Here is a 6,000-nt window from a genome sequence, read left to right as displayed (position 1 = left end):
GTGGCGTCGAGAATTGGTCGACTGGACGGTCATCACCACGGACGGCACCTGGTCCTCCCACTGGGAGCACTCGGTCGCCCTGACCGAGCAGGGCCCGCTGGTCCTCACCGCCCCGGACGGCGGCAAGGCGAAGCTGGCGGAGTACGGAGTCACGGCCGCCCCCGATCCGCTGGCCTGACCTGCGGCCGGGGCGGGGTCGCCGGTCGGAGGCCGGCGCAGCCGCTCGAAGCATGTGAGGCGCCTCGGCGCCGAAACCCGCGAGAGGGGCGTCGAGAATTGGTCGACTGGACGGTCATCACCACGGACGGCACCTGGTCCTCCCACTGGGAGCACTCGGTCGCCCTGACCGAGCAGGGCCCGTTGGTCCTCACCGCCCCGGACGGCGGCAAGGCGAAGCTGGCGGAGTACGGAGTCACGGCCGCCCCCGATCCGCTGGCATAAGGATCAGTGGTATGGGGCAGAATTCTTCGATTCGTGTTTCCGGGTGCGCTGACGTAGACTGACTCGTCGGCTCTCGTGCACCCGCATGTCCGCATGCACCCGCAAGGGAAAGTGTGAGAGTCGATCAAGGTAGTCGATTCGAAGGGCGAAGCGTGGCCAAGAAGCAAGGTGCCATCGAGATCGAGGGCACTGTCGTCGAGTCTCTGCCGAACGCCATGTTCAAGGTCGAGCTCCAGAACGGCCACCAGGTCCTGGCACACATCAGCGGCAAGATGCGTATGCACTACATCCGCATCCTCCCTGACGACCGGGTCGTGGTGGAGCTGTCTCCGTACGACCTGACGCGTGGCCGGATCGTCTACCGGTACAAGTAGATCTTGCCCGCATCCCGGTTAACGCCGGGGTGATGGCACTGACCCGGAGAACCTCACCCCATGAAGGTCAAGCCGAGCGTCAAGAAGATCTGCGACAAGTGCAGGGTGATCCGCCGTCACGGCCGGGTCATGGTCATCTGCGACAACCCGCGCCACAAGCAGCGCCAGGGCTGACGCACGGCCGAACCCTCTGCATCCATCGCAGAGTTTCGCGCGACGCAAGCTGAATTTGTTCATACGCAGAGCCCGAGCCAACCAGCTCGACACCCTCGGTCGGAGGCCGAGGACCCGGTTCGTACCTCGTACGGCGGCCGGGGACCGGTTCTGCGGAAGACCTCCGAAAATCACCAGGAGCCATTGAATGGCACGCGTTTCCGGTGTTGACATCCCGCGCGAAAAGCGCGTGGAGGTCGCCCTCACCTACGTGTTCGGCATTGGCCGGACCCTGTCTCAGGAGACGCTGGCTGCGACCGGCGTCGACCCGAACACCCGCGTTCGTGACCTGACCGAAGAGCAGCTGGTCGCGATCCGCGAGTTCGTCGACAGCAACATCAAGACCGAGGGTGACCTCCGTCGCGAGATCCAGGCCGACATCCGCCGCAAGGTCGAGATCGGTTGCTACCAGGGTCTCCGTCACCGTCGCGGTCTGCCCGTCCGCGGTCAGCGCACCAGCACCAACGCTCGTACCCGCAAGGGCCCGCGTCGCGCCATCGCCGGCAAGAAGAAGCCGGGCAAGAAGTAGTCCGAAGCGGACGACTGTCCACGGTCTTCGCTGAAGGACCGACCACCTCCCGTAGGAGTAAATAGATGCCCCCCAAGGGTCGTCAGGGCGCTGCCAAGAAGGTGCGCCGCAAGGAAAAGAAGAACGTCGCTCACGGCCACGCGCACATCAAGAGCACGTTCAACAACACGATCGTCTCGATCACGGACCCGTCCGGCAACGTGATCTCCTGGGCCTCCGCCGGCCACGTCGGCTTCAAGGGTTCCCGGAAGTCCACGCCGTTCGCCGCGCAGATGGCCGCCGAGTCGGCTGCCCGTCGCGCCCAGGAGCACGGCATGCGCAAGGTCGACGTGTTCGTTAAGGGTCCGGGCTCCGGTCGCGAGACCGCGATCCGTTCGCTCCAGGCCACGGGCCTCGAGGTCGGCTCCATCCAGGACGTCACCCCGACCCCGCACAACGGCTGCCGCCCGCCGAAGCGCCGCCGCGTCTGACGCACAGCGCTCCGCTGGTTTCGCGGGTCCGGGCGGTACGGCTCTTTCGGGCCGTGCCGCCCGTACCCTTGCAGTACTGCTCGGGCGTCAAATAGCGGGCGCCCCTGACTGAAGGATTCACACCATGCTGATCGCTCAGCGTCCTTCGTTGACCGAAGAGGTCGTCGACGAGTTCCGCTCCCGGTTCGTGATCGAGCCGCTGGAGCCGGGCTTCGGCTACACCCTCGGCAACTCCCTCCGCCGTACCCTCCTGTCGTCGATCCCCGGCGCTGCTGTCACCAGCATCCGCGTCGACGGCGTCCTGCACGAGTTCACCACCGTGCCGGGCGTCAAGGAAGACGTCACGGACATGATCCTCAACATCAAGCAGCTGGTCGTCTCCTCGGAGCACGACGAGCCGGTCGTGATGTACCTGCGCAAGCAGGGTCCGGGTCTGGTCACCGCCGCCGACATCGCGCCCCCGGCCGGTGTCGAGGTGCACAACCCCGACCTGGTCCTCGCCACGCTCAACGGCAAGGGCAAGCTGGAGATGGAGCTGACCGTCGAGCGCGGTCGCGGCTACGTCTCCGCCGTGCAGAACAAGCAGGTGGGCCAGGAGATCGGCCGTATCCCGGTCGACTCCATCTACTCGCCGGTTCTCAAGGTCACGTACAAGGTCGAGGCCACGCGTGTCGAGCAGCGCACCGACTTCGACAAGCTGATCGTCGACGTCGAGACCAAGCAGGCGATGCGTCCGCGTGACGCCATGGCCTCCGCCGGTAAGACGCTGGTCGAGCTGTTCGGTCTCGCGCGCGAGCTGAACATCGACGCCGAGGGCATCGACATGGGTCCGTCCCCGACGGACGCCGCGCTGGCCGCCGACCTGGCGCTGCCGATCGAGGAGCTGGAGCTCACCGTTCGGTCGTACAACTGCCTCAAGCGCGAGGGCATCCACTCCGTGGGTGAGCTCGTCGCCCGTTCCGAGGCGGACCTGCTCGACATCCGCAACTTCGGTGCGAAGTCGATCGACGAGGTCAAGGCCAAGCTCGCGGGCATGGGCCTCGCGCTCAAGGACTCGCCTCCCGGGTTCGACCCGACCGCCGCCGCGGACGCCTTCGGCGCCGACGACGACGCGGACGCCGGTTTCGTGGAGACCGAGCAGTATTAAGAGCTCGGGCCTTCCGGTCCGTACTCGGGTGCGGGAGCGCTGTGCCTGATCGCGCAGTTCCCCGCGCCCCCTCCGGGAGCGCCCCTTCGGGGCTGCTCCCGGATCTCCGACAGACAACCGTCTGCTCGGATACTGACTTCGGTACCTGACACGGCCGGGGCAGACACTTAGGAGAAACACCATGCCGAAGCCCGCCAAGGGTGCCCGTCTGGGCGGCAGCGCCGCGCACGAGAAGCTCCTCCTCGCGAACCTCGCGAAGAGCCTCTTCGAGCACGGCCGTATCACCACCACCGAGGCGAAGGCGCGCCGTCTGCGCCCGTACGCCGAGCGTCTGGTCACCAAGGCGAAGAAGGGCGACCTTCACAACCGCCGTCAGGTGCTCCAGGTGATCACGGACAAGGGCATCGTCCACACGCTCTTCACCGAGATCGGCCCGCGCTACGAGAACCGCCCCGGTGGTTACACCCGCATCACCAAGATCGGTAACCGTCGTGGCGACAACGCGCCCATGGCTGTCATCGAGCTGGTCGAGGCGCTGACCGTCGCGCAGCAGGCCACCGGTGAGGCCGAGGCCGCCACCAAGCGTGCGGTCAAGGAGTCCGACGAGGCCAAGGTCGAGCAGACCGAGGCCACCGAGGCTCCGGCCGAGCCCGCCGCGGAAGCGGCTGGTGAGGGCGACAAGGACGCCTGAGGCTCTGCCTGACGCCTGAGAGGCGGGTCCGTCCCCACGGGGGCGGGCCCGCTTTCTTGTTTTGAGAGGATTCCCGCGTGAGTGACGAAGCACAGCCCGGCCATGTCCGTATCCGCCTCGACCTGTCCTACGACGGCAGCGACTTCCACGGGTGGGCCAAGCAGGCCGGTGGGCGGCGGACCGTGCAGGGCGAGATCGAGGACGCCCTGCGCACGGTGACCCGGTCGAAGGAGACGTACGAGCTGACGGTCGCCGGGCGGACGGACGCCGGGGTGCACGCGCGCGGCCAGGTCGCCCATGTGGACCTGCCGGAGCCGGTGTGGGCCGAGCACCGGGAGAAGCTGCTGAAGCGGCTCGCCGGACGGCTGTCGAAGGACGTACGGGTCTGGTCCCTGACCGAGGCCCCGCCCGGCTTCAACGCCCGTTTCTCCGCCGTGTGGCGGCGCTACGCCTACCGCGTCACCGACGACCCCGGCGGCGTCGACCCGCTGCTGCGGAACCATGTCCTGTGGCACGACTGGCCGTTGGACGTGGACGCGATGAACGAGGCGGCCCGCGTGCTGCTGGGCGAGCACGACTTCGCGGCGTACTGCAAGAAGCGTGAGGGCGCCACCACCATCCGCACCCTCCAGGAGCTGAGCCTGGTGCGCGGGGCGGACGGGGTGATCACGGCGACGGTGCGCGCGGACGCCTTCTGCCACAACATGGTGCGCTCGCTGATCGGTGCGCTGCTGTTCGTCGGTGACGGGCACCGGGGTCCGGAGTGGCCGGGGAAGGTGCTCGGTGCCGGGGTGCGGGACTCCGCGGTGCATGTGGTCCGGCCGCACGGGCTGACGCTGGAGGAGGTCGGCTACCCCGCCGACGAGCTGCTGGCCGCGCGGAACAAGGAGGCGCGGAACCGGCGCTCGCTGCCGTCGGCGGGGTGCTGCTGAGCCGAGCCGGGGGGAGCCGGGGGAGCGGGGGAGTGCGGGCGGCTACTGGCCCGAGGCCGCCGACGCCTGGGCTTCCCCGCGTCGCCGGATCTGGCGGAAGGAGAACTGGGCCAGGTCGTTGCCCGCGGCGAAGACCTTGGTGTCCTTGGTCGTCACGTCCTTGCCGTCGGTGAACCCGGCGATGGTGAAGTAGGCGTACCGGCCGAGGGTGTTGGTGGTGGAGCGGCAGATCGCGGAGTCGCAGAACGCCTTGACGCCCTTGCCGGGCAGCGCGGCGACGATGCTCTTCTTGTCCGCCCGGTCCTTGAACCGCTGAGCGTCGGTGTCGTTGTCGAAGACCGCGACACCGACCGTGACGGCCACGCCGTCCTTGACGTAGCTGACCCGCATCAGCCGGGTGCACTTCCCCGCCGCGAGCGCCTTGGCCAGGGTGCCGCCCGCGCCGGACGCGCAGTTCTTGCTGTCGCTGGTGGCGCCCTTCTTGTACACCGTCTCGCCCATGGTGAGCTGGGTCCCCGGGAACAGGGTCTCCGGGCTCAGCGGAGCGGTGTCCTTGTTGGCGCTGGCTATGAAGTCCTTGGGGTCCAGCGCGGGCGGAGCGCTGGTCGGCGCGAAGGACGGTGCGGTGGCCGCGGTGCCGCCCGGCAGGGAGGCGGTGGCGGGCAGGCTGGAGGGACCGCCGGCCCGGTCGTCGCCGCCCGCGTTCACCACGGCCATGGCGACGGCGGTGCCGATCGCGCCCGTGGCGAGCACGCCGCCCGCGACGAGCAGCACCTTGCGGCGCTTCTTGCGGTTCTCCGAGGCGTCCGCGAGCGCGGCCCAGTCCGGGGTTCCGTCGTCGTCGCCGTTCTTCCACGGCTGCTGGGATTGAGGTGTCCAAGGGTCCCACTGAGACTGGGGACCCCCCTGCCCGTAACTCATGGGGCGCATCTTAGAGGGGGCCGGAGGGTCCGGGTACGCCCGAGGGGAGGGGGCCCGGAGGCGATAGGGGGACCTTCGGCGCACGGGGGAACATCTCGCCGGGGGCCGATCCCCGGCAAGCTCGTTTTGACCCGTCCGGGGTGGGCCGGTAGGCTAGCTCCTCGTTGTGTATTGGCTTGCTCATTCTCACGGGACGGGCCCTTACACCGGTCCACCGGGCCGATGACCAGCGATCCGCACGCGGTTGCGTCACCGCAGTGCGATCGAGGCTGTCGTGATCGT

Annotated in this window: 8 protein-coding genes and 1 pseudogene; 8 read left to right on the top strand and 1 reads right to left on the bottom strand. The window is 68.4% G+C overall.

The window, feature by feature from the left end:
- Positions 1-282: 282 nt before the first annotated feature.
- The 8 genes and pseudogenes from ACIPPM_RS16795 to truA form a co-directional block, all read left to right on the top strand.
- A pseudogene (locus ACIPPM_RS16795) lies at positions 283-441 on the top strand (type I methionyl aminopeptidase); the annotation flags it as partial.
- Positions 442-593: 152 nt separating this feature from the next.
- Positions 594-815, top strand: a complete 222-nt coding sequence (infA, locus tag ACIPPM_RS16790; RefSeq protein WP_003948620.1) for a translation initiation factor IF-1 — start codon at positions 594-596, stop codon at positions 813-815.
- A 60-nt stretch (positions 816-875) separates the two neighbouring features.
- Positions 876-989: a 50S ribosomal protein L36 gene (gene rpmJ / locus ACIPPM_RS16785; protein ID WP_003974245.1), complete on the top strand. Its 114-nt coding sequence runs from the start codon at positions 876-878 to the stop codon at positions 987-989.
- A gap of 187 nt (positions 990-1,176) precedes the next feature.
- Complete coding sequence (gene rpsM / locus ACIPPM_RS16780; protein ID WP_388996860.1) at positions 1,177-1,557, top strand: 30S ribosomal protein S13; 381 nt, start codon at positions 1,177-1,179, stop codon at positions 1,555-1,557.
- Positions 1,558-1,622: 65 nt separating this feature from the next.
- Positions 1,623-2,027 (top strand): 30S ribosomal protein S11, encoded by a 405-nt coding sequence (gene rpsK / locus ACIPPM_RS16775; RefSeq protein WP_003956432.1) that lies wholly within the window; start codon positions 1,623-1,625, stop codon positions 2,025-2,027.
- A 124-nt stretch (positions 2,028-2,151) separates the two neighbouring features.
- Positions 2,152-3,174 carry a DNA-directed RNA polymerase subunit alpha gene (locus ACIPPM_RS16770; protein ID WP_161182732.1) on the top strand — a complete coding sequence of 341 codons (1,023 nt, stop codon included), beginning with the start codon at positions 2,152-2,154 and terminating at the stop codon, positions 3,172-3,174.
- Positions 3,175-3,355: 181 nt separating this feature from the next.
- Positions 3,356-3,865 carry a 50S ribosomal protein L17 gene (rplQ, locus tag ACIPPM_RS16765; RefSeq protein WP_401448135.1) on the top strand — a complete coding sequence of 170 codons (510 nt, stop codon included), beginning with the start codon at positions 3,356-3,358 and terminating at the stop codon, positions 3,863-3,865.
- A 77-nt stretch (positions 3,866-3,942) separates the two neighbouring features.
- Entirely contained in the window at positions 3,943-4,797 is an 855-nt protein-coding gene (gene truA, locus ACIPPM_RS16760) for a tRNA pseudouridine(38-40) synthase TruA (RefSeq protein WP_401448132.1), read from the top strand.
- A gap of 42 nt (positions 4,798-4,839) precedes the next feature.
- Here truA and ACIPPM_RS16755 read toward each other — a convergent pair whose 3' ends face one another.
- On the bottom strand, positions 4,840-5,718 hold the full coding sequence (locus ACIPPM_RS16755) for a hypothetical protein (RefSeq protein ID WP_401448129.1): 879 nt from the start codon (positions 5,716-5,718) through the stop codon (positions 4,840-4,842).
- Positions 5,719-6,000 lie beyond the last annotated feature (282 nt).

It is taken from the genome of Streptomyces sp. NPDC090119 (genome assembly GCF_044747085.1).
Taxonomy (GTDB): Bacteria; Actinomycetota; Actinomycetes; order Streptomycetales; family Streptomycetaceae; genus Streptomyces.
This window is presented reverse-complemented; position numbering and strand designations above follow the sequence as displayed.

What these genes read in the sequence shown, in the direction of transcription:
- rpmJ (WP_003974245.1), top strand. Translation starts at nt 876, where the DNA reads ATGAAGGTCAAGCCGAGCGTCAAGAAGATCTGCGACAAGTGCAGGGTG.
- rpsM (WP_388996860.1), top strand. Translation starts at nt 1,177, where the DNA reads ATGGCACGCGTTTCCGGTGTTGACATCCCGCGCGAAAAGCGCGTGGAG.
- rpsK (WP_003956432.1), top strand. Translation starts at nt 1,623, where the DNA reads ATGCCCCCCAAGGGTCGTCAGGGCGCTGCCAAGAAGGTGCGCCGCAAG.
- ACIPPM_RS16770 (WP_161182732.1), top strand. Translation starts at nt 2,152, where the DNA reads ATGCTGATCGCTCAGCGTCCTTCGTTGACCGAAGAGGTCGTCGACGAG.
- rplQ (WP_401448135.1), top strand. Translation starts at nt 3,356, where the DNA reads ATGCCGAAGCCCGCCAAGGGTGCCCGTCTGGGCGGCAGCGCCGCGCAC.
- ACIPPM_RS16755 (WP_401448129.1), bottom strand. Translation starts at nt 5,718, where the DNA reads ATGAGTTACGGGCAGGGGGGTCCCCAGTCTCAGTGGGACCCTTGGACA.